This window comes from Nitrospira sp. CMX1 (genome assembly GCF_054902215.1).
The window spans coordinates 57,876-84,836 of the sequence record NZ_JBUBKD010000014.1 but is presented as its reverse complement, the minus strand read 5'-3'; the positions used below and the strand labels follow the sequence as shown (position 1 = coordinate 84,836).

The 26,961-nt window shown below is 54.3% G+C and carries 26 protein-coding genes; 14 read left to right on the top strand and 12 right to left on the bottom strand.

Features of this window, described 5'->3' with window-relative positions; all coding sequences use genetic code 11:
• Positions 1 to 11: 11 nt before the first annotated feature.
• From ACYX34_RS04990 to ACYX34_RS04970, 5 genes are all read left to right on the top strand, one after another.
• On the top strand, positions 12 to 2,531 hold the full coding sequence (locus tag ACYX34_RS04990; protein ID WP_462075451.1) for a DNA internalization-related competence protein ComEC/Rec2: 2,520 nt from the start codon (positions 12 to 14) through the stop codon (positions 2,529 to 2,531).
• A gap of 206 nt (positions 2,532 to 2,737) precedes the next feature.
• Complete coding sequence (gene mtnA / locus ACYX34_RS04985; RefSeq protein ID WP_462075490.1) at positions 2,738 to 3,775, top strand: S-methyl-5-thioribose-1-phosphate isomerase; 1,038 nt, start codon at positions 2,738 to 2,740, stop codon at positions 3,773 to 3,775.
• 301 nt (positions 3,776 to 4,076) lie between these two features.
• Positions 4,077 to 4,460, top strand: a complete 384-nt coding sequence (locus tag ACYX34_RS04980) for a Tc toxin subunit A-related protein (RefSeq protein ID WP_462075489.1) — start codon at positions 4,077 to 4,079, stop codon at positions 4,458 to 4,460.
• A 65-nt stretch (positions 4,461 to 4,525) separates the two neighbouring features.
• Positions 4,526 to 4,825 (top strand): hypothetical protein, encoded by a 300-nt coding sequence (locus tag ACYX34_RS04975; RefSeq protein WP_462075450.1) that lies wholly within the window; start codon positions 4,526 to 4,528, stop codon positions 4,823 to 4,825.
• A 204-nt stretch (positions 4,826 to 5,029) separates the two neighbouring features.
• Complete coding sequence (locus tag ACYX34_RS04970) at positions 5,030 to 5,248, top strand: PIN domain-containing protein (RefSeq protein ID WP_462075449.1); 219 nt, start codon at positions 5,030 to 5,032, stop codon at positions 5,246 to 5,248.
• 14 nt (positions 5,249 to 5,262) lie between these two features.
• On the opposite strand, the gene ACYX34_RS04965 is transcribed toward ACYX34_RS04970, so the two are convergent.
• A complete protein-coding gene (locus tag ACYX34_RS04965; RefSeq protein WP_462075448.1) occupies positions 5,263 to 5,688 on the bottom strand; it encodes a surface-adhesin E family protein in 426 nt (141 codons plus the stop codon).
• Between the two features lie 230 nt (positions 5,689 to 5,918).
• Complete coding sequence (gene pyk / locus ACYX34_RS04960; RefSeq protein ID WP_462075447.1) at positions 5,919 to 7,406, bottom strand: pyruvate kinase; 1,488 nt, start codon at positions 7,404 to 7,406, stop codon at positions 5,919 to 5,921.
• 247 nt (positions 7,407 to 7,653) lie between these two features.
• On the opposite strand from pyk, the gene ACYX34_RS04955 reads away from it, so the two are divergent.
• Positions 7,654 to 8,727: a nucleotide-binding protein gene (locus tag ACYX34_RS04955; RefSeq protein WP_462075446.1), complete on the top strand. Its 1,074-nt coding sequence runs from the start codon at positions 7,654 to 7,656 to the stop codon at positions 8,725 to 8,727.
• 44 nt (positions 8,728 to 8,771) lie between these two features.
• Positions 8,772 to 8,966: a hypothetical protein gene (locus tag ACYX34_RS04950; protein ID WP_462075445.1), complete on the top strand. Its 195-nt coding sequence runs from the start codon at positions 8,772 to 8,774 to the stop codon at positions 8,964 to 8,966.
• A gap of 6 nt (positions 8,967 to 8,972) precedes the next feature.
• Here ACYX34_RS04950 and ACYX34_RS04945 read toward each other — a convergent pair whose 3' ends face one another.
• From ACYX34_RS04945 to ACYX34_RS04920, 6 genes are all read right to left on the bottom strand, one after another.
• The gene (locus ACYX34_RS04945) at positions 8,973 to 9,338 is read right to left on the bottom strand and encodes a hypothetical protein (RefSeq protein ID WP_462075444.1); all 366 of its coding nucleotides are present in this window, start codon (positions 9,336 to 9,338) and stop codon (positions 8,973 to 8,975) included.
• 236 nt (positions 9,339 to 9,574) lie between these two features.
• Entirely contained in the window at positions 9,575 to 10,552 is a 978-nt protein-coding gene (locus ACYX34_RS04940) for a hypothetical protein (protein WP_462075443.1), read from the bottom strand.
• 15 nt (positions 10,553 to 10,567) lie between these two features.
• The gene (locus tag ACYX34_RS04935) at positions 10,568 to 11,311 is read right to left on the bottom strand and encodes a hypothetical protein (RefSeq protein ID WP_462075442.1); all 744 of its coding nucleotides are present in this window, start codon (positions 11,309 to 11,311) and stop codon (positions 10,568 to 10,570) included.
• Between the two features lie 94 nt (positions 11,312 to 11,405).
• Positions 11,406 to 12,140, bottom strand: coding sequence for an intradiol ring-cleavage dioxygenase (locus tag ACYX34_RS04930; RefSeq protein WP_462075441.1), 735 nt, complete (start codon positions 12,138 to 12,140; stop codon positions 11,406 to 11,408).
• A 58-nt stretch (positions 12,141 to 12,198) separates the two neighbouring features.
• Entirely contained in the window at positions 12,199 to 12,906 is a 708-nt protein-coding gene (locus ACYX34_RS04925) for a Slp family lipoprotein (RefSeq protein ID WP_462075440.1), read from the bottom strand.
• Between the two features lie 15 nt (positions 12,907 to 12,921).
• Positions 12,922 to 13,590, bottom strand: a complete 669-nt coding sequence (locus ACYX34_RS04920; RefSeq protein WP_462075439.1) for an outer membrane protein — start codon at positions 13,588 to 13,590, stop codon at positions 12,922 to 12,924.
• Between the two features lie 274 nt (positions 13,591 to 13,864).
• On the opposite strand from ACYX34_RS04920, the gene ACYX34_RS04915 reads away from it, so the two are divergent.
• Both ACYX34_RS04915 and ACYX34_RS04910 read left to right on the top strand, forming a co-directional pair.
• The gene (locus ACYX34_RS04915) at positions 13,865 to 14,281 is read left to right on the top strand and encodes a YidB family protein (RefSeq protein ID WP_462075438.1); all 417 of its coding nucleotides are present in this window, start codon (positions 13,865 to 13,867) and stop codon (positions 14,279 to 14,281) included.
• A gap of 136 nt (positions 14,282 to 14,417) precedes the next feature.
• Positions 14,418 to 14,933, top strand: coding sequence for a hypothetical protein (locus ACYX34_RS04910; protein ID WP_462075437.1), 516 nt, complete (start codon positions 14,418 to 14,420; stop codon positions 14,931 to 14,933).
• A 67-nt stretch (positions 14,934 to 15,000) separates the two neighbouring features.
• Here the strand turns inward: ACYX34_RS04910 and ACYX34_RS04905 are convergent, their stop codons facing one another.
• The 3 genes from ACYX34_RS04905 to bioF all read right to left on the bottom strand — a co-directional run bounded on the left by ACYX34_RS04905 (position 15,001) and on the right by bioF (position 18,605).
• Complete coding sequence (locus ACYX34_RS04905) at positions 15,001 to 16,179, bottom strand: PilT/PilU family type 4a pilus ATPase (RefSeq protein ID WP_462075436.1); 1,179 nt, start codon at positions 16,177 to 16,179, stop codon at positions 15,001 to 15,003.
• A 26-nt stretch (positions 16,180 to 16,205) separates the two neighbouring features.
• Positions 16,206 to 17,264, bottom strand: a complete 1,059-nt coding sequence (locus ACYX34_RS04900; protein WP_413936976.1) for a type IV pilus twitching motility protein PilT — start codon at positions 17,262 to 17,264, stop codon at positions 16,206 to 16,208.
• A 117-nt stretch (positions 17,265 to 17,381) separates the two neighbouring features.
• Positions 17,382 to 18,605 (bottom strand): 8-amino-7-oxononanoate synthase, encoded by a 1,224-nt coding sequence (gene bioF / locus ACYX34_RS04895; protein WP_462075435.1) that lies wholly within the window; start codon positions 18,603 to 18,605, stop codon positions 17,382 to 17,384.
• Between the two features lie 97 nt (positions 18,606 to 18,702).
• Here bioF and ACYX34_RS04890 point away from each other — a divergent pair, with 97 nt between their 5' ends.
• Complete coding sequence (locus tag ACYX34_RS04890) at positions 18,703 to 19,479, top strand: tetratricopeptide repeat protein (protein ID WP_462075434.1); 777 nt, start codon at positions 18,703 to 18,705, stop codon at positions 19,477 to 19,479.
• Positions 19,480 to 19,688: 209 nt separating this feature from the next.
• Here ACYX34_RS04890 and ACYX34_RS04885 read toward each other — a convergent pair whose 3' ends face one another.
• The gene (locus ACYX34_RS04885) at positions 19,689 to 21,026 is read right to left on the bottom strand and encodes a lytic transglycosylase domain-containing protein (protein ID WP_462075433.1); all 1,338 of its coding nucleotides are present in this window, start codon (positions 21,024 to 21,026) and stop codon (positions 19,689 to 19,691) included.
• Positions 21,027 to 21,314: 288 nt separating this feature from the next.
• Here ACYX34_RS04885 and ACYX34_RS04880 point away from each other — a divergent pair, with 288 nt between their 5' ends.
• The 4 genes from ACYX34_RS04880 (at position 21,315) to dnaB (ending at position 26,839) form a co-directional block, all read left to right on the top strand.
• Positions 21,315 to 22,457, top strand: coding sequence for a pyridoxal-phosphate-dependent aminotransferase family protein (locus tag ACYX34_RS04880; protein WP_462075432.1), 1,143 nt, complete (start codon positions 21,315 to 21,317; stop codon positions 22,455 to 22,457).
• A 17-nt stretch (positions 22,458 to 22,474) separates the two neighbouring features.
• Positions 22,475 to 24,073, top strand: a complete 1,599-nt coding sequence (serA, locus tag ACYX34_RS04875; RefSeq protein WP_462075431.1) for a phosphoglycerate dehydrogenase — start codon at positions 22,475 to 22,477, stop codon at positions 24,071 to 24,073.
• A 73-nt stretch (positions 24,074 to 24,146) separates the two neighbouring features.
• Positions 24,147 to 25,490, top strand: coding sequence for an ATP phosphoribosyltransferase regulatory subunit (gene hisZ / locus ACYX34_RS04870; protein WP_462075430.1), 1,344 nt, complete (start codon positions 24,147 to 24,149; stop codon positions 25,488 to 25,490).
• Positions 25,487 to 26,839, top strand: a complete 1,353-nt coding sequence (gene dnaB, locus ACYX34_RS04865) for a replicative DNA helicase (protein WP_462075429.1) — start codon at positions 25,487 to 25,489, stop codon at positions 26,837 to 26,839. Before hisZ ends, dnaB begins: the two co-directional genes overlap by 4 nt.
• Positions 26,840 to 26,961 lie beyond the last annotated feature (122 nt).

Below are 26,961 nucleotides of genomic sequence, written 5' to 3'. Positions count from 1 at the left end.
GAGGAACGCTCATGCTTCCACTCCTTGCCGTATCCTTTCTCATCGGGCTTGTGTGCGGAGCACAGGTCTCCTTTTTCCCCCTCTCTGTCCTAACCGCTCTCCTGGCTATGGCCGTCGCACTCTCGCTGGTCGAGCGAGCCGGCCATCTGACGACATCTTCCGCACTCGTTCTGTATGTCACTGTGCTGTCTGGGGTCATCTACTGGGCTCTCACCGCTGCGCCGCCGTTTCGCGATCCATCGCCGGCGGTCCACTCTGTTGAGGAGCCCATTCTGACCGGCCGCGTGGTCGTCCCAGTTCAACATGGTGCAGGCCGCCAGACGATCATTCTTCAGACGGATGACGAAACAACGCGCCTACGCCTGGTCTGGAGGAATCCCGGATTCACGCTCCATCATGGTGATCGGGTATCCGTCCACGGCCGCTATCATCCTCCGCGAGGAAGCCTCAATCCTGGAGGATTTGACTATGCCACTTACCTTGAACATCAAGGCATCGATCTCGTTGGAACGATTGTCGGGACTCAGGCAGTTACCTTGTTGGAGTCCGGAGCGACGAGCCCTCGATGGCGGGTATGGAATCAGATCGACCATTGGCGAACCAGCATCCGAGAGGCTTCGGTCCATAGCGTGCGTCAACCGGCGTTGGGAATTGTGCTTGGCATGATCATTGGGGAGCGTGGCTATGTCGAGCAAGAGCTTCAAGATTGGTTCATGGTCACAGGCACGGTTCACTTGCTGTCGATCTCAGGCTCCCATCTCGGGCTGGTTGCGACCGTTGTCTATTGGGTCGTGAGATTCTTGATCGTACGGCTGCCGACCACACTCATCCTGCTCATCACGAGAAGACTGACCATTTCACAGCTTGCCATTTTGTTTACCTGGCCCGCTGTCGCCCTGTATACCCTCCTTGCCGGGGCTGAATTAGCGACCGTCCGATCACTCGTCATGATCACGATGGCGATGATTGCTCTCTGGTTAGGACACGACCGGCATCTGAATCATACCATGGCCGTTGCCCTGCTCCTGATTGTGTGTCATGACCCCCGCGCCATCTTTGATATTTCCTTTCAGCTCTCGTTTCTCTCCGTATTCGTGATGATTCAGCTGATCGGCCTCTTAGGAACACGGAACAAGGAGCCCATCCAGCGTGCACATGTATGGGGTTCCCGGGTCACCATCTATGGCGCCAAGGCGCTGTCGTTCAGCGCAGTGCTTACCGTCACCACATTTCCCTTAGTCGCATTCTATTTCAATCAAGTGCCATGGCTCGGAGTACTCACGAACCTTGCCGCCATTCCATTCACCGGTTTTATTCTCGTTCCATTTGGGCTCTGTCTCGCCATCTGGACCATACTGACAGGTGCTGATGTGTTGACCTGGGGACCAGGGTTAGAATACGCCTTCATGTGGTTGATCGAGGGCGTTCACTGGGGCGCCACCATTCCAGGCGCCCAATGGCCTATCGCTGCACCATCAGTCCCGGCCATGATGCTGTTTTATTCAGGAGCCTTTGCCGCAAGCCTGCCGATTCTCTCACCCCGATGGCGAATGACAGGGGTCGCGGTAGCGCTTGCACTGATCATGTGGTGGCTGGTGCCCTCAGGGCATCGAGGTGATGGTGATCACTGGCGTGTCACTTTCCTGGATGTGGGCCAAGGAGATAGTGCTTTCGTCGAACTCCCTGATGGGCAAACAGTTTTGATCGACGGCGGTGCACGCCATGACCGGTTCGACATGGGACGAAGTGTGGTCGCGCCATTTCTGTGGAATAGGGGTGTGTCACACGTCGACCATGTCATCGGTACACATCAGCAAATGGACCATGTCGGTGGATTGATCTGGATCCTCCAACATCTCTCCGTGGGACAGTTCTGGGAGCAAGGGGTGGAGCGACAGGAACAGTTCGTCGCAGATCTGACGTCAGCTCTTCTCTCACGAGGCATCCCGAAACGAACGGCCATGCAAGGACAAGAGGTCTTGAATTCCGGTCCTTGCCGTCTGGCTATTCTCAATCCACAGCAAGAGTCTCAATCAGCTCGTCCCATTGCGTTCCATACAGGGACCGACCTCAATAATCGCTCGATCGTGTCTCGATTGGACTGTGGCGCCCATTCCATCCTCTTTGCCGCCGATATTGAGACCGGCGGACTTCAGCATTTACCGGAGGCTGGACACCAGCCCGTCACGGTCTTGAAGGTCCCACATCATGGAGCACGAAGTTCGTTGGACCAAGACTGGCTCCGACAGCTGCATCCGCAATATGCCGTCATTTCTGTTGGGGCGACCAACCCCTATGGGCACCCTGCTCCTGCCGTCATTAAAAGCTATGACGATCAGATGATCGCAACGTATCGTACCGATCGTGATGGAGCCGTCTTGGTACAAGGCCGGCTATCAAATCCCAACCTCACGGTGACAAGTATGCGTGAGTTAGTCATCCAACCCGTGAACCTGTTCACCTGTCCCTGGCGCTGCGAGCAACGGAACTGGCAACGATTATTCCTAACCATGACTTCAAGTTTGCAATGAAATATCCCATGAATGCGCTGGAAGTATCGGTCGCTCCACACTCTTCATGGAATACTCGAAGACACACCACGCTAGAAAAGAATAGGGAAGAGAGCAGGTGACTGTCTGAAGTGATAATACGTAGAATGTTCTCCTTTGCATGATTGTCCTGCTTCCGATGACAAGAGAGGGCTTGCAGTTTTGTCCCATTCCCGTTACAAGATCACATCATGGTTCCAACGGTTGAATGGAAAAACGGTGCCGTACGTCTCCTAGACCAAAGTCGGCTTCCTGAGATGGTTGAGTTCATCGACTGCCGTGATTATCAATCGGTAGCCGATGCCATCCGTACCTTGAAAGTTCGTGGAGCCCCGGCGATTGGGGTGACTGCGGCAATGGGCGTGGCCTTAGGCGCACAGACCGTCCAGGCAACCGACCACGTAACTTTTACCCAAGCGGTCCTCAAGATCTGCGATGAGCTGTCCGCAACCAGGCCGACCGCCGTCAATCTCTTCTGGGCGATTGAGCGGATGAGACGGAAACTGGAGTCGTCGCAAGGGCAACCGGTCTCAGCGATCAAACAGAGGCTCGTCGAAGAATCTCAAGCGATACTGGAAGAAGATATTACGCTGTGCAAAACCATGGGACGCCATGGAGCAGGGCTGATCCAAGACGGTCAGACGATTCTCACGCACTGTAACGCGGGATCACTCGCTACGGCTGGGTATGGAACGGCGCTTGGCGTCATTCGGGCGGCATGGGAGCAGGGGAAGAAGATCAAGGTGATTGCAGATGAAACTCGTCCTGTCCTTCAAGGCGCTCGCCTCACAGCTTGGGAACTGATGCAAGACCAGATTCCCGTTACGTTGATCACAGACAATATGGCCGGGTCACTTATGAAGCAGGGGAAAATTCAACTCTGCGTCGTCGGAGCAGATCGCATTGCCGCCAACGGGGATGTGGCGAACAAAATCGGCACGTACTCCGTGGCAGTCCTAGCCAAGGCGCACAACATTCCCTTCTATGTCGCAGCTCCCTATTCGACTATCGATCTGAAAACAAAAACCGGAGACGATATTCCAATCGAACAGCGAAACTCTCTTGAAGTCACAACCATCCACGGCAGCCATCCCGTCGCTCCCAAAGATGTGGCAGTCTACAATCCCGCCTTTGATGTCACACCAGCCGAACTTATCACAGGGATCATCACCGAACGAGGCGTGTTCAAGCCAGGCGAACTCGCCGTGCAGTTTCAATCTACGTAGCCTCTCGGAAGGTCCTGCTCCAGCGGAGAGGTCTCCCTCATTCCTGTTTCCAATTAAGACAGTTTCTAGACCTTCGCCATACCTCTTCTTTCCTACCAGTACATCCAACTCGGGGAATCCTGGTCTTCTCGACACCAATGCAGTCGTTTGACGAAGGCTTTCCGGGCCACTGTCTCAGGCTGATCAAACGAGTGCGGATCTTAGTAGCGTCACTGATTCCGCTATCCGTGGGTATCCGCGCAACGCTGTCGAATGGTGGTTTGTCTCGTTGTGTGACCCCCATCCTGGCTATCCTCCCACGGTGATCCGGCAAGACCCACAACCCGTGGCTTTCACCTCACCCACTGCTGCAACTGGTGTATTTGAGGTGGACATCCAATCGGAGCCACTCAATCCGTTTGGAGGCACGGGCGTGGATACGACTTGGTTTCTTGAGCTACCGCAGGCCGCGAACACTTTGGATTTCGACTCGCTGATGGACGTGATCATCACTTACGACTACACCGCCTTGATAAACCTGGATCTTCGTGACAGGGGGGGCCTCCTTGCTTGGCCACATGGGAATCTGGACCTTCACGCTCCAGGATGTCGCCAGTCCGGCCGATTCGCTGCTACAGCAACTTCGCAACAGGCTGGCAGACAACGTCCTAGTCGCGGTTTCACGTCACACCGTGCTCTTTCCTGAACGTATTGTCCGTGCAGCATCTTCACCATCGGGCGAGGCGACTTCGTGATTTGAGGGGAAAGAGGATGCGCCGATCTCGTCCGACGAAATGGATCATTCCATCAGTGAACGGCAACCAACTCACATCGGGGATGTGCGGACACCCACCTTCGGTCTTGACGTCTGTCTCGCAATTGGCAGACGAGCCGTCGATGGTTCCCGGGCTTTGGCGGCTTCTTCTGCCCGTTTCGAACATATCTCGTTGGGGCAAGGTCCGTCTAGGAACCGGCAAATTGCCGGCAGGATTCTGGAGACTGCCGAGACCTAAGAATCGGACCAGGCTAGGGCTTAAGGCGCTTCTGGCAGGTCGGGCCGAAGGGCGATGAAGTTTGGGACGCGTCCGCTCTTATCCCTCTGTGCCTTCAGGAACGAGAAACTCCATCACTCAAAAGCTGATTCAAGCAGATCAATCAATCGTCGCCTGGTGGGCCTCCCCTATTGAGTGTCTTTTGGCTCTAGCCAGGTTGAGGAGAAAGGAGGCTCTCACTATCGACGAAGAAGGTCAAGCACGATCTATTCTGCGAGCTCTCATGTCTAGTTGGACGGAAGTGGAGCCAAGTGAGGCTGTTCGAGAGCAGGCGGCGCGTGCCTTACGTCTTCATCCGTTACGAGCTACTGATTCCCTCCAATTGGCTGCGGCGTTGGTTCGGGGCCAAGGTGAGCCGTTCCACGGAGAGTTGGTGTGTCTTGACCAACGATTGCGCGAGGCCGGGCGCCGCGAAGGGTTTATCATCTTACCGCGGCTTTGATTTGGTAAAACTGTTTATCTGCGCTTCCCGCAAGCGGCCTCCCATAAGCCTTGATTGATCGTTCCCGGCTCAATTGCCACCCATTGGCTTTCTCCGGTATGGCCACCACCGCCGATGACCTCACCGGTCCCCATGTGGCCGTAATAGTCCGTAGCCGTGAGTGTCCGTACTTGATTTCCCGCACAATCGAATTGCTTGGTAAATTTCGTGGAGTAAAAACGGGTCGGGGTTCGTCCACCCTGCATCGCCTTCCACTCGATCAGGGATGAGATTGTGACCATCTCACCATCTCGGTGAATGGTATCAAGATCAATGTACACCGTCTGCAGCGGGTGGAACTGATATTGCTCCTTAAGGGCCACCCATTCGGCATAGACAGGACCATCACATTGCATCAGGACGATGATCGCCAAACAAAATCTCAAGCGACACATGAGCATGGGCTGTTATTCCCAATGAATTAAAATGGTCATAATGGACTGGGTGGAGAACAGCATCATAGACCATGTCGACCGGATGCAGGATCTATGGGCGCCATCAGAGAGAAGCAGGCGCTTGATAGTTGGTGCGCGTGCTTCTTATCCTGCATCATCCACCGAAAACTGGACTCACCCTAGCTTCTTCGGATGGTCGAATCAAGTCTGGTACTGCGGAAAATGATGTAGGTTGGTTATGACGACTGCGATGTGGTGGAAGGCTTGTCACGGTCAGACGTGAGAGAGCCGATTTCATGCAGCTTCAGCATGTTCGTGCCGCCGACTTGGCCCGCCATGGTTCCAGACACCACGGCAACGATATCTCCAGGTGAGCAGAGATGCTCGGCCATAAGTCGTTGTCCCGCCTCTGCGATCCAGGCTTCTGGTGGTCCTCCTCGAGCCATGGGGAAGGGGCGCACGCCCCAATACAGCGCCATCTGCCGTCGAATCGTTTCGGACGGCGTGAAGGCCAGGAGAGGGGAGGTTGGTCGGTGTTTGGAGATCAACCGTGCGGTGGTGCCGCTTTCTGTGAAGGCCACGATGGCCTTCGCGTGGACTGATCGGGCTGCGAAAGCGGCAGCGACCGAGATCGCCTCCGCCAATGACAGATTGTCCCTGCCAAGATCTGTCTTAATGGTCACACCAGGTTCGGTCGTGCCTTCCGCGGCGCGAATCAGACGATCCATGACCTGAACTGCCTCAACCGGATAAGCTCCAACGGCTGTTTCCGCTGAAAGCATCACGGCATCACTGCCGTCAAAGACGGCATTGGCGACATCCGAGGCTTCTGCTCTCGTCGGCCTGGTGGCCTGCGTCATCGACTCTAACATCTGCGTGGCAGTAATCACCAACCGACGCCGACGATTGGCCTCGACGATAATGCGTTTCTGTAAAATCGGCACCGCTTCCGGCCCCATCTCCACGCCCAGATCACCGCGTGCAATCATCACACCGTTCGCACAATCCAAGATATCATTCAGGACCGCGACGGCCTCGGCCCGTTCGATCTTCGCGATGAGCGGAATGCCGGTTCCGCATGCCTTCAGTACGGTTCGCGCTGTCTCAATATCCTGCGGTCCCCGGACAAACGAGAGCGCGAGATAATCGACACCCTGTTCGGCACCAAACTGAATGTCCTGCCGATCTTTTTCGGTCAGCGTGGGTGCACTGACCACCGTGTCAGGGAGATTAATCCCTTTGTGTGAGGTAATGGTACCTCCGATGAGGACGGAACAGTCGACGATGTCATCCTTGATGTGTTCGGCAACCAGCTCAATCAACCCGTCATTGATCAGAATCCGTGCACCAACACGCAGGTCACGCGCCAGATGCGGGTACGAGATAGGAATTTCTGTCGAAGAGGAGGGGACAGTGGATTGGGCTTCCAATTCAGATCGCGATGCACGGAGACGAACCGATTGACCGACTGTGACGTGAATCCCTGCTGGTGGCACAAGACCCACCCGAATTCTTGGTCCTTGCAGATCCTGAATGATGGCCACAGCCACTCTCTGCTTAGCAGCGGCCTGACGGATCGTGGTGATCGCTGCGGCATGCCACTCATAGGTCCCATGCGAGAAATTCAACCGCGCCACGTTCATCCCACAGGTGATCAGGCGATCGACGATCGCTGGTGATGCACTCGCTGGCCCAATGGTACAGATGATCTTGGCTTTTCGCATGATCACATATGGAACCGTCGGTCTACGACTCAACTGGCCCCGTTGAGTAGAATACCACAGTATCCGCCATCCGAGGACCACAGAGGACCGGGATGAGCGAGATTATTCTGATTCCTCCATCGACTGAAAGGCAACAAATTCCCTCATTTTCCTTTTCTTTTGATCAGTAGCCGCTACAATGACGTCATCATACGTACCCCGGATCGACAATCTCGATCACTTTCTCAGGCACGAAACGGTTGACAGCATGGCGACTCTAATTTCAGTGGCATCCGGCAAAGGCGGCGTCGGAAAGAGTGTGGTGTCAGCCAACCTTGCGTTGGCGCTTGCGAAAAACGGGCGACAGGTCATTCTGGCTGACCTGGACGTGGGCGGGGCCGATGCTCACATCATGTTCGGAGAATTGACTCCACCGCTCACCTTGACGGATTTTTTGAACAAACGAGTACCTCGCCTGGAGGACGTTGCCATTCCCATCACGCTGCATCCCAACCTTCGCCTGATTCCAGGAACAGGTGAGACCTTGGCAACAGCCAATATGGCCTATGCCCGCAAGAAGCGGCTGATGAAACAGTTCCGGGAACTCACTGCAGATGTCGTGGTGATCGACATCGGAGCCGGCACCAGCTACCACGCACTCGACTTTTTTTTGATGGGCGACATCCATTTGGCTGTCGCATCTCCCGAACCAACATCGGTATTAGACCTCTACCGATTCATTAAGTTGGCGGCGATCCGCCGTGTCTTAGCCTGCGTTCTCGCGCGCAGCCCGATGTCGGAAGTGCTCTCTAACCGAGACTTCAGCAGCGTGGAAGAAGTCATGGATGTTGCTGGTGCCACCGACCTGGAAGGGCGTGATACAGCCGCCGCCGTATTGCAATCATTTCAGCCAGGACTGATCATCAATCGTGCCACCAACAGCTCCCAGGTCAACGTCCTCTACCTTCGGAGGATCCTCCATCAATACGTCGGTGGAGACCTGATGTTACTAGGAGAAATTCCAGACGATCCGGCCGTACCTCAAGCCGTCCGAAAGTTCCTGCCCGTGATCGAGGCGACGCCCACATCCCTTGCCGCCAAGAGCTTCCTCTTGCTTGCCACGGCTGTCGAGCAACTGATCACACGACATACGAGCACCATCAAAGCAGAGATCAAACAACCCGAAGAGACACAGACCGCCATCGTCTTTTCCAAGACAGACATTACTCCGGCGCATCCCGACTCTGCTCCTGCGAAATCAGAAGTCCCATCCGCCCCCTATGGCTCAAAGACTCATGGTCAGGCAGATTCCGTCCAGCCGCTCCGAAGAAACGTTGCCTGACAGTTAACAACAGGTCCGACGACGCTGTTCTTCCTCTTATTCGTGTGCTGCCGCTGCTAGGCCGTCCACCAGGCGTCCGCCCAGACACGATTCTTGGCCCAGACGGCAAACTGCTGATTCAAACGATTGGGAATCGCGACAGGCCCTTGGTGCCGGGCATGGACGGTGCACACATGCCGTCGGACAATGACCCTGGCTTTTCGTGGGCCAGAGAATATCTTGCCGTCAGCGCTGAGTAACCTTCCTCATTCCGGTGCGGCACTTATCTTTGTCCCTTCTTTGACCGGTGGTTCAATTGTAATATTCGGACCTTGTACTTTGGGAAGCAGACCGGCTCCGGGTTTCTCCAAGAGACGCTCGTCGTTTTGGTTGAATGGTAAATTCTGTCTCGAACGGGCATCGTCGAAGATCGCCGCATTGGAAAGGGCCTCTTTGTTTCCCGCATTGGCCCGGCCCGGATCGTTTGCCAGTGATTGGCCTGTCACGGGATCAACAGCCTTGTCCATCGGATAGCCGGAATGTTTGGGTAACATGGCCGGATTGGCGAACGCGAGCGATATCGTCAATGGCACAACGGCCATCACAAGTAAAAGCCTGGTCGAGGTTTTCATGGCATAACCTCCTATGTGTAAGGTAAAGAGACAACGACGCCCTCGCAGCATAAGGCCGTCGAGGGCGTCCGGACGCGGCTCCTGAATGGAGGAATAGCAATGACGGTTACCCCGGTTTCATACACCCCTCCATGATGTCTTTCAGCTTCGCTCGTAAATGGGCGGGAGTCAAGCGAGAGAGAATCCGCTCTGGACGCGGTCCTGCACGAATCAAACGGAGCATTAAGAATAGAGGGCTAGAATCCCAGTTCTTTTTCGAGGTCGGCTTTCTTTTTGTCGAAATGCTTCTGTTCGGCCTCGCCCTTCTGGCTGAACATGCCCTTCATGCTCTCGCCGGCCTTCTCCATGGCCCGCTGAGACTCCTCACTTTTCTTTTTGATTTGCGTGGCCATGTCTTTCGCTTTGGGAGAGCCGGAGAACTCGTAATACATCATGGCTTGGCCCTGCGTAAAAGTTGGATCGGGGCGTTTCATGATGGTATCACCACGTTGCTCAGCACGGTCCTTTGCAGGTCTATCGCCACCGGGAAGGTACTTCATCCAAAGAGCCGCACTCCTAAGTTTCTCGATGGATTGCATGCTGGCTTTGCCCAGTTCACCAATATTGCCGGTTAGGCCTTGTGCATCCTTCTCCTCAGCCTTCATCAGACGATCAGCATTAGCGGATGCCACCTTTGCGAGTTCTTGCCGGAACGCTGGCGGGGAACTATGGGGTTGTCTTGATCCGGTGGTTGGATCGACCGGTCCGTACCGGCCGTTATCAATATTCCAGGCCGTCTCGAACAGGCGCAGATCTTCTGGTTTGGCATGAACGGCTTTGAGCAGAACACGGTTGGCTTCCTGATGGTCGCCGATGGCTTCGTAGAACTGGAAGGCCGTGGTCTGGCCATCAGCTCGTACCGGATCGCCAGAGTACAGCGCACCTTTTGTTTCGGCAGCTTTAGCCAGATCTCGTCCAAGCTTTGAGATGTTAGCCTTGGCTCTTACGACCGCATTCTTGTCATACCGGTCCATACAGTCGTCGGCAATGATCTGCATATACACAACAAAGAGAGCGGCAGACTGGCCGGTTTGTTCGGCTTTTTGCAGAGCAGCCGATCGGGTTAATGCGGCTTTCTTTTCTTCGTCGCCCAGACAAGGGTCATCCGCGTAGACGGTGGGAGCCATAAAAGTAATGAGCATCAAGGAATAGCCAGTTGCTTTTGTCAGACGCATCGATGTCATCCCCCATTACTTGCCGAAGAGACCCTTCATCATCTTATTGACGTCGGGAATTTGCTCACCCAAGCTCTCGCCAGCTTGGCTCTCACGAGGCACTCTGCCGCTTGGTTGGCGTTGCCGCGCACCTTTTTTCATTTCCTCCATATCGGGCATGCCGCCCATCCCCATCACGGCACCCATGTCGTTCTTGGTGAAGCCTGGCGGTATTTCGAAGAGTGCAGGGTCTTGCTTTTCAATCTTCAGATTGGAGAGCTCACTGGTCATACGCATCTTCTTATCGCCTTCTTTGGACAACATATCCATCTTCACGGTGATGCCTTCCTTTGTGGTCCAGAAAAATCCGCCGAATTTCCCCGAGCCATCTTTCTTGACCGCAACGATCTTGGACTTGGTGGTCTTCACTCCGTTGATGGTTTCCTGGCCTACTTCAGCCTGCTCGACGATGTCAAACGCATCCATGCCGGAGGCGTTGGAGGCGTCCATCGGCATTTCCATATACATATTCCCCATCAGTTGCCACACGACCTTCTTGTCTTTTCGAATGATCGATGTCATGCCGTCTGATCCGCCCATTTCCATCCGATCCTTGTTCACCGTGTGGTAGATGCGGGATTTCATCGTCATGCCGCCTTCAGTCTCCATCGTACTGTCGGCCGAGTAATCGACTTTCACGTCTGGAGGTGGCGCGGCAGTCACAACGAACGGAACAAGTATGGCACACGTCAATAGACCGGCATTACGGAGCAGTCTCATATGCATGTCCTCCTAGAGCAGAGCCTGTGTGAATGAATGGAGCCTAGCGGGATCCGCATCAGAGCGTCAATACGTAAAACCTCAAGGACAGGCGTCAGGACAGGAGCAGCGCGATCGGGAAGGTTGCGGTATAGCCATTGTTCGTTTCCGATGGCTGCAACATCAAGCGATCGCCGCCGTCTCGAAAGATGAAATCATGGTGATTGCGTACACGACGACGTCCATTCGGTGAGTAGGGAAATGCTTGGTGGACTTGGTCTGTCAGGTCATCGGGAAAGTACACTTGTGACGTGAACTCATATCTTCTTCTGACAACCGCCGCAGTGCGGATCTTGAAATGAACATGCACGGTTCGTATGGGATACCAGCCTGGATAAATCGTTTGGAATCGTGCAGCCCCTTGGGCATCGGTCAGTTGATATCCGCGCAAAAACTTTTGTCCGGTTGTATCAAATCCTGGGTCTTGGACATCAGAATAGATACCTCGCGCATCACAGTGCCAGATGTCGACTTGAGCATCTGGTAGAGGCTGACAAGCTCCCGCCTTGAGACGCATGACGTGGAAGGTGAGGGCTAACGGCGTCCCTGGTGCAACTCGGTTATCAGTTGGATCAGTGCGAATATCTGACCGGTGCAGTCGTTCATCGATGAAATACGGACCTTCGGTCTGATCAGGACGGACGATGCAGAGATGGGGAGACGTGCCAGGACCGGCATGGGCCGGGCCTCGCATTCCCGTCATCGTTAAGATGACACTGGTCGTTCCCACCCATGCCAAGGCTTCACGGCGAGAGATCAGGTATTGGGAATAGGGCTCTTCTTTTCTCACAGATTCAACCTTCGACCATCGACCATTCGCTCGTAGGAGATGCCGGCACGGAACATGACTACCGTCCCCTCATTCGTGGATGCACGTGTGCTGGTGGGGGAGGTGCCGGAGATGATGAAAACCCACCGCCACCACCAAAATACGGACGGCCATAGAATCCACGCCCTCCCCAGTAGCCGCCATAGGGCCCCCAGAATCCACCGTAGGGGTAGAACCCGCTATACCCGTAAGGTGGGTAGTAAGCACCATAATATGGGCTTCGATCCCTTCGTCTCTGGGCGGCGATACTGTTCCAGTCGATAATATGTTTGACCTCAAGAATAGGATAGGTATAGTCGCTTTCATCCAGCGGTCGTGTCGTCTCCCCCCTGACCGTACCGATCACTGTAATAGGTGTGCCCTGTGGGAGGCTGGCCGGATCAAGAAAAGCTGATCGAACCGCGAGGAATCGACCTTCGGATCGAAGACGATCATCCGAAAGAGGGCCATCCTTCTCTGTCGGAAGTTGCAAGACCTCCACTTCTGTTTCAGCCTCGGTCCGTTTCGCACGAATGACGGTCCCTCCGATCATAACCGTTTTCCCGATATATTCACTAGGAGCGGCTTTCAAGTCTGTAAATCTCACCGTGGAATCGATCTCCTGCTCCAATCCAAGAGGAACTCCGAGCAGCTCTGAGTCGCGTTGTACCTGATGGATGGACTCTGCGCAGGCCGATAGCATAAGGGCTCCACCAACCAGGGAACCGAGGATAGTCATGCGCCACATGATCGAGCTCCTCTCCTAGAAGTGATACGACAGCCCGCCGAGGATGTGTTGCGCTCTATAGTTGCCTGAAAACCCACCATCGGAACCAAAGGCCTGATCGAACTTAAGGGTCGCACCAGTGTACTTATACTCTCCGAAAATAGCGATTTTGGCTGCGATGAATACCCGCAAACCAGCCAACACATTCCACGCAGTCGCTACATCCGAATCACTTCGCACGGTCGGAGTATCCCCAATGCGAGCAATGGCTGCGCCAACACCAGCCCCGATATATGGTTGAAATGTGCGTCCTGGATATCGGGCAATAAAATTGACACCAACAGTGGTCACCCTCATATGGATCCCTGGGTCCTGTACCCCTGGCCCAAGGTCCAGCTGTTTGATATGTGGCGTCGTATGGAAGACTTCTCCCTCTATTCCATACCAACTATGACCTGGGAAATAGCCGACTTTGCCACCATAGGTAATCGAGCTTTGAAGATCAAAGTCGGGGTCAGGAGCAGGATTGAGGTTGGGGACTCCGGCCTGACTGCCTGTTCCGGCAATACTATTGATGCGATCTGCAAAGTTCACTCCCCCAAAGCCAGCGACATACATTTCGGCAGAGGCCGGAATAGTCAACGCCATCATGCTTGCAAATCCAATTACAAAGAGGCTGCTGAGACTCGTTCTGTTCGTTTCCATCCCTGACCTCCGTTGAGTCATCATACCAGAAGTTTTGTCCGTGCAAGATCTCCGATTGACAGAAAGTCTGAGTCACCCCATGGTGGCCTTCTAACAATTCGTTTTCCATCGTAACAAAACCGCATAAATTCCAAAGCCTATGAGGTCTCCATGTGATCCTGAAATCTTGCCCCCTTATCCGCATCTTCCCACTTGGACTCTGCACGTCACCTATGGTACATCACGTACGTGGCATAACCATGGATATGGAATTCACACACATCACGATTAACTCATGGAGGTATTGATTATGGGGTTGATGGACCAAATGGGACAAGTCGTCGGTGGTCTTCTTGGCGGACAGAGTGGGCAGAACCCGCTGCTTCAAGCCGTCACCAGTTTGCTGGGAAACAACAGCAACCTCGGCGGACTCGCTGGACTGGTTCAAGCCTTTCAGAAGAACGGATTAGGCGAGATCGTCAATTCGTGGGTGAGTACGGGGCAGAACATGCCGGCATCGCCGCAGCAGATAGAGCAAGGTCTAGGAGGCGATCTGCTGAAGCAACTGGCAAGTAGAGCCGGGCTGTCCCCTCAAGATGCGAGCTCACAATTGTCCGACCTGCTTCCAAACTTGGTCGACAAGCTCACTCCAAATGGAAAGATCGAGGCCGGTCCATTGGAGCAGCTCCTCAAGCTGGTTCAGGGGAAATAACGAGCAGATCCCATTTGTCCCGATGGTCGAAACGCATACTGATCGTCGGGGCACATCACTTTCTCTTCATCGATAGACTTCGGTGAACGGAATTGTAGTGCGTAGTTGAGTCATCTTCTTCCGCAGACCTCCCACAATGTTTTTCAGTCAAACCGAATCCACCACGTCAAAACCAGGGTCACAGTCACCGAAACCGGCTGTCGTATGGACGGCAATCGGGTTGGTCTGCGTATCTGTGATCTGGGCCCTTCGAGACCCGCCGCCACGCGTGACACCGAGCACGTCCATCGAAGCACCACTCACACCAGACAAAGTCCCGTTAGTGACAGGGGAAGAACCTTTCGTTGACCTGTTTACACATGCCGGCTGCGCGGTCTGCCATGTGATCCCTGGTATTCCCGGAGCCTACGGCCACGTTGGACCACCCTTGATTCTCGGCACCACCGGTACACAGCGACTCAAGGATCCCACCTACCGTGGGGAAGCCAAGACCGTACACGAGTATATTGTGGAATCCGTGTTGGACCCTCAACGATTTGTGGTACAGGGGTACCCGGAACACACCATGCCGACCTGGTATGGATCCAAACTCAGCGCATTAGCCCTTGAAAAGATCGCGGCGTACCTTGAACGGCAAACTGTCCAAAACTAGCAGGATGTGGGTTACTGAATGATATCCGGGATCGTCAAGCAGTACCTGTGAGAGGAGAGCACGAATCTTATCGTTTTCTGAAGGGTGTGACGTTTCCGGAGGGTCCCCCTTGAATCTTGAAGGCATCCGAGCCTGGCCCCGTCCCTGGTTGCTTATCAAGCAGCGCGTTTACGGCCTCATCACCTTTGAGCCCTTCCAACTTGATCTTTAGGCGCAAGTTATTCGCACTATCGGCATTGATAAGAGCCTGCTCCAGCGAAATCTTGTTCGCCTTGTACAGTTGAAACAAGACATAGTCGAACGTCTGGCATCCCTCGTCTGTTCCCTGCTCCATCGCTTCCTTCAAGGTATCAATCTCCGCCTTTTTGACCAAGTCCTTGATGCGTGGTGTGTCCATCATGATTTCCAATGCCGGCACACGCTTCCCATCCAGCGAGGGAATCAGTCGTTGCGAAATCACCGCCCGCAAATTCAAGGAGAGTTGCAGATAGATCTGGGCATGACGTTCGACCGGGAAAAAGTTCATGATTCGTTCAATCGCTTGATTGGCGTTATTCGAGTGCAGTGTTGCAATGCACAGGTGGCCGGTCTCGGCAAACGTGATCGCAGCCTCCATTGTCTCCGTGTCCCGAACCTCGCCGATGAGAATGACATCCGGCGCTTGGCGAAGCGTATTTTTCAGCGCGTTCTGGAACGTCAGGGTATCAAACCCGACTTCACGCTGCGTGATGAGTGATTTCTTATGCTGGTGGACAAACTCAATAGGATCTTCAACCGTGATGATATGGCCCGGGTGAACGGCATTGCGGTGGTCGATCATCGCCGCCAGCGTCGTCGATTTTCCTGACCCCGTCGCACCGACAACGAGCACCAAGCCGCGTTTGGTCATCGCGATGTCGTTGATGATCGGAGGAAGTTGGAGCTGCTCGACCGTCTGGATTTCCGCCTTGATGTGTCGAAATACTAGCCCGACATTACCCCTCTGTCTGAAGATGTTGACGCGGAACCGGCCAAGTTCCTTGTAATACAGCGCCAGATTCATCTCCATCTTTTCTTCAAATTCGCTCCGCTGTTGCCCACGCATGAGCGCCAACGCCAGCGCTTCAAGCTGTTCGCTCGTAAAGGGTGGCGCCTCCATCGGTTCGGTTGCTCCATGAATTCGATAAATCGGTGGCGCCTCGATCGTCAAATATAAGTCTGACGCTTCGCGCTCCACCATGACTTTCAAGAGACTTCGAACATCCATGCGCTCACTCCGCCGTTGTTGTGGGTCTACGCAGCTCCAGCCACCGACGCCCCAAACAGATTCGGATTCATGCTGCGTGACTGCGCCTCCGCCTTGTGCACGACTCCACGTGTCGCAAGATCAACCAAGGCCATGTCCATCGTTTGCATGCCGTCTTTCTGACTCGCCTGCATGATGCCTGGAATTTGATGCAACTTGGCCTCACGAATCAGGTTCCGTACGGCAGTCGTCGCAACCATGATTTCGAGAGCCGCGACCCGTCCTCCGGTTTTCTTCTTCAGGAGAGTTTGAGTAAGCACCGCTTCCAAGGCCTCAGAAAGCTGCGTCCTGATCTGCGCCTGCTGTGCCGGTGGGAAGGCATCAATGATGCGGTCGATCGTCTTTGGCGCGCTTGAGGTGTGAAGTGTGCCAAAGACCAAGTGACCGGTTTCCGCCGCAGTCAACGCCAGTTGGATGGTCTCCAAGTCCCGCATTTCGCCGACCAGGACGATATCGGGATCTTCACGCAGCGCAGACTTCAAGGCATTGGCAAACGAGAGGGTATGTACACCTAATTCACGCTGATTGACCAGACACTTCTTAGATTTGTGAACAAACTCGATTGGGTCTTCAATCGTAATGATATGGCCCTCAAATGTATTGTTGAGATAGTCCACCATCGCGGCGAGCGTCGTCGACTTACCGGATCCTGTCGGTCCGGTCACCAAAATCAGGCCTTTCTCCTTATCACACAGCTGTCTCAGAATCGGCGGCATGCCGAGCTTCTCCAACGGAAGAATCGTCGTCGGAATATTTCGGAAGACAGCGCCGAGCCCTCGCTGCTGGACAAAGACGTTGACCCGGAACCGCGCGATATCCCCAAGCTCGAAGGAAAAATCACATTCTCGCTTTTCTTCGAAAGACTTCCGTTGAGCATCGTTCATCATGTCGTAGATCAGCGCGTGTGTTTCATCGGGGGTCAGCGGTGGGTGATCGAGTTTTTTGAGATCGCCGTGAATACGGATCATCGGAGGTTCGCCCGCGCTGATATGACAATCGGACGCGCCTTCTTTGACCGAGAACGTCAACAACTTGGAAATATCCATTCCGTGTGACCCCTGGTAAATGGGTTATGGCGAGGACGGGAATACCCTATGCATCATGCCACAGCACCCCCTGAAAGCAAGAAAATAGCCGGAAGGCGTCGATCAACTTGGGAGAGCTTAGAGGAGGCCTGTCTCACGACCGGCAAGCTTCACGGCCTGCAGAGCTTCGTCAAGCTGGTCCGTGGTATGCTGCGCTGTCACGGTGAACCGGATCCTGCTCGTATCGTCCGGCACAGTGGGCGGCCGAATAGCTGTGGCATACACGCCGTGGGCAAGAAGTCGATCGGCAAACGCGGAGGCCTTGGCTGCATCGCCGATGAGAACAGGAAGGATGGGGCTGACAGTTGGTGTCAGGCGAAACCCTTGGTTCTGGAGCCCATTGAATAGGTAGTGACGGTTCGCCCAAAGACGGGCTCGCCGCTCTGGTTCCTGTTCAATGACAGTGATGGCAGCGGAGGCTGCCGCCGCTATGGCAGGGGGGAGAGCCGTCGTAAAAATAAAGGGCCGGGCCACGTTGAGAAGGTACTGCACACAGTCATTGGATCCAACAACATAAGCCCCATAACTGCCCAACGCTTTGCTCAGGGTTCCCATATGAAAGGGGATTCGCCCCTCCAGGTCGAACTGCTCGATCGTGCCACGACCAGTGGCTCCCATGATCCCAGTTCCATGCGCATCGTCTACATACAACATCGCGTCGTATCGTTCAGCAAGCTCAACCAGGTCTGACAACGGTGCCAGGTCACCATCCATACTGAAGAGGCCTTCCGTGATGATAAGGGTGCTCCGATGGCTGGCCCGTCGTCGCAAGAGTGTTTCGAGATGCGCACAATCACCATGTCGAAACACCCTAAAGTCAGCACGACTCAATCGACAACCATCAATCAGGCTGGCATGACACAAGCGGTCGGCAATGATCAGACCACCACGGTCGATAAGAGTTGGGATCACGCCGACGTTGGCGAGGTACCCCGCCCCAAACACCAGTGACGCATCTGTCCCTTTGAACTTCGCCAGTGCGGCCTCAAGGGAGGTATGAGGAGGAAGTGTGCCACTGACCAACCGCGAGGCCCCCGATCCTGTCCCATATCGTTCAGTTGCCTCAATGGCGGCCTGCACCACCTCAGGATGAGTGGCAAGGCCCAGATAGTCGTTGGACGAAAGCAGAATCACCGTGCGTCCGGCATGGCTCACGATCGGTCCTGTGGCAGACTCCAATGGCGACAGCGAGCGCCGCACTGATTGGTCAGTAAGTTGTTGCAGTGTCGTTCGAAAGTGATTGGTCAGCACATTGATTCTCCGACGCGTCGGCCACCAGAGTAATGTGGCCTTCCCCTGCATTCCGATTGCATTGACAAGGTGCGCTACCGTTCAGTATAAAACAACGGTTCTACGACAGAAAGCCAGTCCTGATTCGCAAAGGAGTAAGTGGGCCCAGATGACGTACCGAATAAAAGTTCCGCCTCGCACCTTACCAGTTGGTGAAGAACAGCTCGTGAGTGGGCTGGAGCACTGGCTCATCGGGCTCAGGAGTTATCGATGGTCCTTGGTTGTCGGATTTGTGCTGCTTTTTCTGATGGGAATGGGCCTTTGGGGGATATTCTGGTACGAGGAACAAAACGCCAGTAAGGCCCAAGAACTTGAGCGAGAAGCGACACTTCGTCTATTTACGCGACCATCCAATGACCCGCAAAAAACAGCCGCTAACCTCGCGGAGGCGATTGCATTGTATAAACGGGTCCTTGATGAGTATCCACGTACGCCAACAGCCCCACTTGTCCAATTCAGCCTAGGAAATGCGTATCTTCAATCGAATGACGTGGAATCGGCAATCGACATGTACAAACGATTTACCTCCACCTATGGATCCAACACCTCGCTCCTTGGACTGGTCTATCAAAAGTTGGGGTATGCGTATCTTGTCAAAGGAGATCTTGACCAGGCAGCCAAAGCGTACTCCTCGATACTCGACATGCCGGGTGCGATGAACCGAGACTATGCACTCTTTGAAGTCGCTCGGCTGGAAGAAAATCGGTCAAAGCCCGACGAAGCGTTGAAGCATTACCAAGAGCTTATGAAAACATCCCCCAACTCCCCACTCACGAGTGAAGCGGCAGTACGCGTGAAAGTCATCGAAGCCAAGAAAACCCCTGAACCTACCCCAGCCGCCGCTGCACCGGCTGCCTCAGCCCCCTCCAAGCCTTCCAAACCCTAAGTTAGTCAGTCGACCAGGCTGCCACAGCACTCTTCGTTGCTCCCCTGCAACATTCACAGGTATTGAGAGGGAAGAGGACGCTGAACAGCCACAGGAAACATAGGGGAGCCATCCCGCCATGCGAGAACGCGGCTGATGGCCTTTCTCTCTGCACTTCGTTAGACGAGCTACAGCTGGCTGCAGGGATATGTCCAGAGGTCTGCCTGCTACTACCGGGCGAGATTCAGGAGCTCTCCAGCTCGAATGCTGGGACCGGAAATGTTATTGCGGGATTTGATAGTCTTGATGGGAATTCCGAATTTTCGTGAGATTTTCTGAAGTGTGTCGCCCATCCGAACGCGATACCAATGTGATGCGCTGACCTTGGAACGTGAGATCTCTCGATCAGCCATCATTCCCAAAGGAGGAAACTTGTGTGTCGGAACCCGTTCAAGTAATTCCAGCACTTTCGAGCTCGTCCCAACGGGAACCTTCAGGTGGTAGGCAATCTCGTCCGGCGGTGTCGCGTCTCGCCGAAGTTCTGGATTCAAGAGTCGGAGATCGCTGTACGGAATACCGGTCACGTTTGAGACAGCTCGAAAATGCAACGGGCGGGTCACGACGACTTCCTCAAACTCGTGGGGAGGAACCGGGTTTTGGGTAAACCCATATTGGTCAGGATTTCGAGCAATGATCGTGGCGGCCATAATACGAGGTACATATTGCTTCGTTTCCCGCCGGATCAACTTCGTCCGAGAGATCTCAGAAAACGATTCGGCTTGGGCCTTGTGAAGTGCGCGTAACACCTTTCCTTCCCCGGCATTATAGGCTGCCATTGCTAAAGGCCAGGCGCCAAAAATATCATATAAGTCCCTGAGATACCGAGCCGCCGCCACCGTCGACTTAATAGGATCGCGTCGTTCGTCAACATAGTGATCGATGCGTAACCCGTATAGTTTTCCGGTCCCTTTCATGAACTGCCACGGACCCGTCGCTTTGGCCCGTGAGTAGGCGTACGGATTGAACCCACTTTCAACCAGGGACAAATGCACGAGATCGCTCGGAATGTTGAATTCCGCAAAGATCTTTTCGACGAGCGGACGGTAGCGATTGAGCCGCGTCAGCCATTGTTCAAACCGATCCCGAATGGAGGTATTAAAAAAATGGATATGACTCTGCACCGATTGGTCGATCACCACTGGAATGTTGTAGAGCGTCTCCTGAGGCCCTGACGATCCCGCGCTGACCGCGGCATCAGACGAAGGCGCCTCAACGGAATTGTCGCTGGAGGAAAGGTCCGGAGGTGACTCGGTCAGCTCAGGTTCCAAGGGAATTAGATTAGGATCCAAGTCATCGCCGCTTTCTTGAGCAGCATCGATCCCTTCAAACAACATTTCCTGACCGGCAGAAGCAGAAGATGGTGCGGGGGAAGCTTGGTTCACGGCAGCTGCGTCTTGCGCCAACCCTCGACAGGGAAGCACGAGAAGAAAAGAGCCGACGATACACGTCGCCGTGACCCCAATGGTCCGGCGCCATCGTGTGACATCGATCCTCCCGAGAGACAACATGAGTAAGAGCCTATCGGTCCCCCGTAAACTTGTCAAGAAATCGACAGGGACGTCTGGTTCTTGGTCGTCCTGCTCACAGGTAGATTCATCGATACTCTCAATGCTTATCTCAACATAAATGGATGCCTTGATAAAGGCATCGACCAAGGCTCAGAGAACACCACGTTGTGTATGCAATTCTGCTGTTCGATTCCTTGACAGGCTCCTAGAGCAAATGGTAGCGTACGCGCTTTCCAGATAGCTATCCCACCGAATTTACATTGTTATTTTGTGAGGAGGTATTGATCAATGCTGAAGCGCTATCTCTTGGCTCCTGGCCCGACGCCCGTCCCCCCGGAGGTGTTGCTGGCAATGGCTCGTCCGATGATCCATCATCGCGCCCCCGAGTTCGACCCGATCTTTGCCGAGGTGCGCGAGGGGCTGAAATGGCTGTTTCAGACACAGAATGATGTGCTGATGCTGGCTGCATCCGGCACCGGCGGGATGGAAGGCTCTGTGTCGAACTTTTTATCGCCCGGTGATAAAGCCTTGTATGTGAACGCCGGAAAATTCGGTGAGCGGTGGGGCAAGCTGTGCAAAACATTCGGCGTCCAATCGACGGAAATCAAGGTCGAGTGGGGGCGTGCGGTCGACCCTCAACAGATCGCCGATGCTCTGAAAAAGGATCCTTCAATCAAGGCTGTCTATGTACAGGCAAGTGAGACGTCAACCGGAGTGTCGCATGACGTCAAGGCTTTGGGCGAAATTGTCAAAGGGTACACAAACACCATTTTGGTCGTCGATGCGATCACAGCTCTCGGAGTCTTTGATATTAAGACAGACGCATGGGGACTGGATGTCGTCATCACCGGTTCTCAGAAGGCCTTGATGTTACCTCCAGGGATGGCGTTTGTGAGTGTGAGCCCCAAGGCCTGGGCCTTGGCCGACAAAGCAACGAATGCCGCCTTTTACTTCAACTTCAAGAAAGAGCGGGAGAATCAGGTCAAGAATCAAACGTTGTTTACCCCAACCGTCTCACTCATCATTGGTCTTCAGGAAGCCCTCAAGATCATGCGGGCGGAAGGGTTGGAACAGATGTTTGCTCGGCAAGGACGATTGGCTCATGCGATGCGGGAAGGTGTAAAATCGGCCGGCATGGCGCTGTTTCCAAAGGAATCTCCAAGCGATGCCCTCACGGCAGTGTGTGCTCCGGACGGCATTGATGGCCAGGCCATCTACAAGAATCTCCGCGTGAAGTACGGCATGACAGCCGCTGGCGGGCAGGACCATTTGAAGGGAAAAATCTTCCGCCTCTCACATATGGGCTATGCCGATACGTTCGACGTAATCGCCGCCTTGGCTGCAACAGAGATGGTCCTAAAAGGGCTTGGCCATCCCGTCACACTAGGTAGTGGGGTCGGAAAAGCGCAAGAAATCTTGATGGCAAAGTAACCATGGTGAGGAGCGACATGGCCGTAGCAGGAATGAAAATACTGATCAGTGATAGTTTATCGAAGCACGGGGTTGAAGCCCTGGAAAAAGCAGGATTCACCGTGGTGGTGAAGTCCAAGATGCCGAAGGATGAGCTGTTCAAAGAAATCAAGGATGCCGATGGATTGATCGTGCGATCCGGCACCAAAGTGACGGAAGAACTGCTCGCTGCGGCTGAAAAGCTCAAGGTAGTCGGACGGGCCGGATCCGGGCTCGATAATGTCGACACGCCTGCGGCAACGCGTCGCGGCATCGTCGTGATGAATACCCCGGGCGGCAATACCGTCACGACGGCTGAGCATACCATGTCGATGATCTGCGCCATGAGTCGGCGCATTCCCCAGGCGACAGCCTCGGTGAAGTCCGGCAAGTGGGAGAAGGATAAATTCATGGGTGTCGAGCTCTACAATAAAGTGCTTGGCATCGTTGGTGCCGGACAGATCGGCAGTCATTTGAGCAAGATGGCACAGGGGATCGGCATGAGCGTTGTGGCCTTTGATCCGTACTTAGCTCCTGAGCGAGCCGAGCGAATGGGGATCACGATGTTGGAGCTCGACGAAGTCCTTCGTCGCGCGGACATCATTTCCGTTCACACACCACTCACACCCGAAACGCGAGGCATCATTAACGCGCAAGCCATCGCGAAGATGAAGCTCGGAGTCCTCATCGTCAACTGCGCACGTGGTGGGATCATCAACGAGCAGGATTTATGCGAAGCGTTGAAAACCAAGCGAGTGGCCGCCGCCGCCTTCGATGTATTCGAAGAAGAGCCTGTGAAACTAGACCATCCACTCCTGGCATTGGATAACTTTATTTGCACCCCCCATATTGGGGCGCAGACGACAGAAGCTCAGGAGAATGTCGCCATCGGGATCGCGGAGCAGGTCGTTGATTACTTCACAAAGGGAATAGCCAAAGGAGCCGTCAATATCCCCTCAATCGCTCCGGAACTTCTCCCGCGGCTACAACCATTCCTGACCCTGGCTGAAAAATTGGGCTCTCTTCAAACGCAGTTGGTGCATAGCGGCATCGAACGTGTGACGGTGGAATACAGCGGTGAAGTGGCCGCACTCTCCGTCGCATCGTTGACCATAGCTGTGTTGAAAGGCCTGCTCAACCCGATCATGGAGCACCCGGTGAATTACGTCAATGCGCCGATCGTGGCGAAAGAGCGTGGCATCGAAGTGAAGGAAATCAAGAGTACCGATGCAGGAGACTTCACCAGCTTGATTCGGGTTCGAGTCGAGGCTGGAAAAGCGTCGCACCAAGTTGCCGGTACGCTGTACCACAAAAAAGAAGCCCGCATTACCGAGATCGACCAATTCAAAGTCGAGGTGGTCCCCGAAGGGCATATGCTGCTCATTCATAATGTCGACCGTCCGGGGGTCATTGGAATGGTAGGAAAAGTTCTCGGCGATCGGGCGATCAATATTCTTCGTATGCAGTGTGCGTTGGAAAAACGTGGAGGTGATGCCCTCCTGATCATCGGGTCCGACACGGAGTTTCCTGCTGAGGCACTGAACGAGATTCGTGCAAGCTCAAATATTCTTTCTGTCAAGGTCGCAAACCTACCCTAGTTGTCTGTATCACTAGGCTATTATGGCTGCTGCCCCTCCGACGCGTACGATTTCTTCGGAGAAGGTGTCTCTCGTGCGAGAACGCTCACTCGTTCCAGTGGGGATGGCCACCATCCTTCCAGAAGCAGCTCGGCATGTACGTCATCTGGAATCAGAGCTGCTCCGGTGGTTCTACGTATCTGGATACGACGAGATTATCCTACCGACCTTTGAATATCTCGATGTGCTGGCGCCAGGGTTGGAACCGAAACTGGCAGAGAATTCCTATAAAATCATCGACCGGACGACCGGCCGTATCTTGCTCTTGAGGCCTGACGTCACCGCACAAATTGCTCGAACGGTCGCGATGGGTATGGTGGGTGCCCGTCTCCCTTTGCGGTTGTCCTACCGCGCCACTGTGTTTCGCTATGAACCAGAACATGTTGGCCGAGACCGCGAGCTCTTTCAAGTCGGCGCTGAACTGATCGGCACAGATGATCCGGCTGCCGACTGCGAGATGATCACCCTCATGATCGAATCCCTTCGTGAGATTGGGCTTCAGTCATTCAAGGTATCTCTGGGGCATGTCGGGTTTTTCAAAGGCCTCCTGGTATGTACTGGGCTCTCTGCCGAGGGAAGGAAACGGGCAGAGGAGGCCGCCGCCCGAAAGGATTTGCCACGGCTGGAAGAAATTCTCTTGCAAGAATTCGTGGGTAAACGCGCCGCACATCGAATCCTGGATGCTCTTGAGCTCTGCGGAACCGCTGAAGTCTTGGTGAAAGGACGTACTCTCGCCAAAGGTGAGAAGCCGCTGCTACACGCGTTAGATCGATTGGCAGGTGTCTATGAAACACTATGCGCCTTAGGCTTTCAGGACCTTCTCTTGTTGGATTTGGGGGAATTTCGCGGGTTCGATTATTATGATGGAGTGGTCTTTGACGTATTCTCGGACGGCATCGAGGTGGAACTAGGCGGGGGAGGACGGTACAACCACCTTATCGGACGGTTTGGTCGCGACCTGCCATCCACGGGATTCGGGCTCAATGTCGATCGCCTCTTCCGAAGCCTCAATCTTTCCGGTATCATCAGGCCCCTTGAGCCCAGGATTCTTGTGATAGGTCCCCCGAACACCTCCTATGAAGTGAGTTCCATCTGCAGAGAGCTTCGCCAGGCCGGGTTGAGAGTCTTTCAACGATCAGTTGCAGCCTCTGGTCAAAACCTAATCCGCATCGCTGCTGAGGTGGGTCGTCAATCAGACATCTCCTCGACGATCATCCTCGGCACGGATCGATCTCACGAGGACCGTGTCCTGCTGTTGCAACAGGCCGATGCACACCAAACCGGAATCACGGCGAGAACACCCCAACTTCAGAGGCGAACAGTGCTGAAACGAGACCTCGTTCACACACTGGCCGTCAGCCATAGAAGGACGCCATGATGGCTGGCAGTTCAGTTGATCTCTCCCAACCAAAACTTCCGCCACAAAACTTAGAGGCAGAGCAGTCGGTGCTTGGTGCGATCCTGCTTGATAACGCCGCCATGCCGAAGGCAATGGAACTATTGGTCGAGGACGACTTCTACCGAACGGCCCACAAGAAAGTCTTTCAAGCGATGCTTGAACTGGCGGACACCGGCGAGGTCATTGACCACATCACGTTGACCGAACGACTCAAGGCACGTAAGGAACTCGAGGCGATTGGAGGGGCAGCGTACCTCGCGGAATTAGTCCAGATTGTGCCGAGTTCGGCCAATATTCGCTATCACTGCAAAATTGTTCGAGACAAGGCCGTCGCCCGTCAGTTGATTAGCACGTCGACAGAGGTGCTGACCAGGGGATATGAGGGAACAGCCTCCATCGATGACCTCCTCGATTTTGCTGAGCGGTCGGTGTTCAGCATTGCCCAGGGCAAGCTGGAACGAGCGTTTAGTCCGATCAGTCAAGTCATAAAGGAAAGTCTCGATGTCATCGACAAGCTGTCGAAACGTAAAGAGCATGTCACCGGTGTGCCAACCGGCTACTATGACCTTGATGATATTACCGCTGGGCTACAGGCTTCGGATTTAGTCGTGGTGGCAGGGCGACCAAGCATGGGGAAAACAAGTCTGGCCTTGGGGTTCGCGACACATGCCGCGATTCATGCTAGCACAGTCGTCGGCATTTTCAGCCTGGAAATGTCCAAACCCCAAATCGTCCTACGCATGCTGAGCTCCGAAGCACGAGTCGATTCACACGCGCTCCGCACGGGAAAACTGCAGAAAGAAGACTGGTGGAGACTGGCGGAGGCAGCCGGTCGATTGGAGCAAGCCCCGATCTATATCGACGACACCGGAGGAATTACCGTGCAGCAGATGCGCGGAAAAGCGCGTCGTCTCAAAGCCGAGAAGGGGCTGGATCTGCTCATCGTTGACTACCTGCAACTGATGCAAGGCCGAAGCGATTCTGAATCTCGCCAACAGGAGATCTCCGATATCTCTCGTTCCTTGAAAGCCTTAGCGAAAGAGCTCAATGTCCCAGTCGTCGCACTCTCTCAGCTGAGCCGTGCCGTGGAGGCACGTAAACCACCGATTCCTATGCTGGCTGACCTTCGGGAAAGTGGCGCGATCGAGCAGGATGCCGATGTGGTCATGTTTATTTACCGTGAAGACGTGTACGATCAGAATTCGGAAAGAAAGGGAATTGCGGACATCATTGTAAGTAAACATCGAAACGGCCCCATTGGGAAAAAAGAACTGTTTTTCCAGGATCGCTACGCCAAATTCGAAAGCCTTGACCTTCGTGAAGCCTAATGACTGAGGGGAATCCCTACTCGTTGCCGCACATTGAGTCTCGGCACGAGGCGAGCGGAGCTGAGAGGAATTCTTCGGCATCCACTGGCATGCGAGCGATTTGCGCATCCTTCCACCACTCG